The sequence below is a fragment of the Variovorax sp. KBW07 genome (assembly GCF_003852515.1).
Taxonomy (GTDB): Bacteria; Pseudomonadota; Gammaproteobacteria; order Burkholderiales; family Burkholderiaceae_C; genus Variovorax.
Map to the genome: position 1 here is coordinate 1 of NZ_QAJK01000204.1, position 329 is coordinate 329.

Genomic DNA, 329 nt, shown 5'->3' on the forward strand with positions numbered 1-329 from the left:
CCCAGGTTGGTGACGTTCTGGTTCGTGGTGTTCAACTGGCCGCCGTTGACTGCGTCCTTCGAACCCGCAGCCACGTTGCCGTCAGCCACATTGGCCAGCTTCACGGGTGCCGTTGCCGGTGTGCCGTCGGCATTGAGCCCGCCCAGCGTCACGCCGCTCTTGCCTGGCGTACCGTCCGCGTTCTTGTCGTACTGCACGGCGTTTCCGGCCTTGGCCTCCGCCGCCTTCACCTGCGCCACATTGGCGGCATCCGTATCGTTCGTTCCCGCACCTACATTGGTGATCGGCTTGCCACCGGCATCGATGCCGGCCGTGGTCACGCTCGGGCC

General features: G+C 66.0%; 1 pseudogene. It reads right to left on the minus strand.

Features of this window, described 5'->3' with window-relative positions:
• Nucleotides 1–329, minus strand: a pseudogene (locus DBV14_RS31295) (hypothetical protein); the annotation flags it as partial.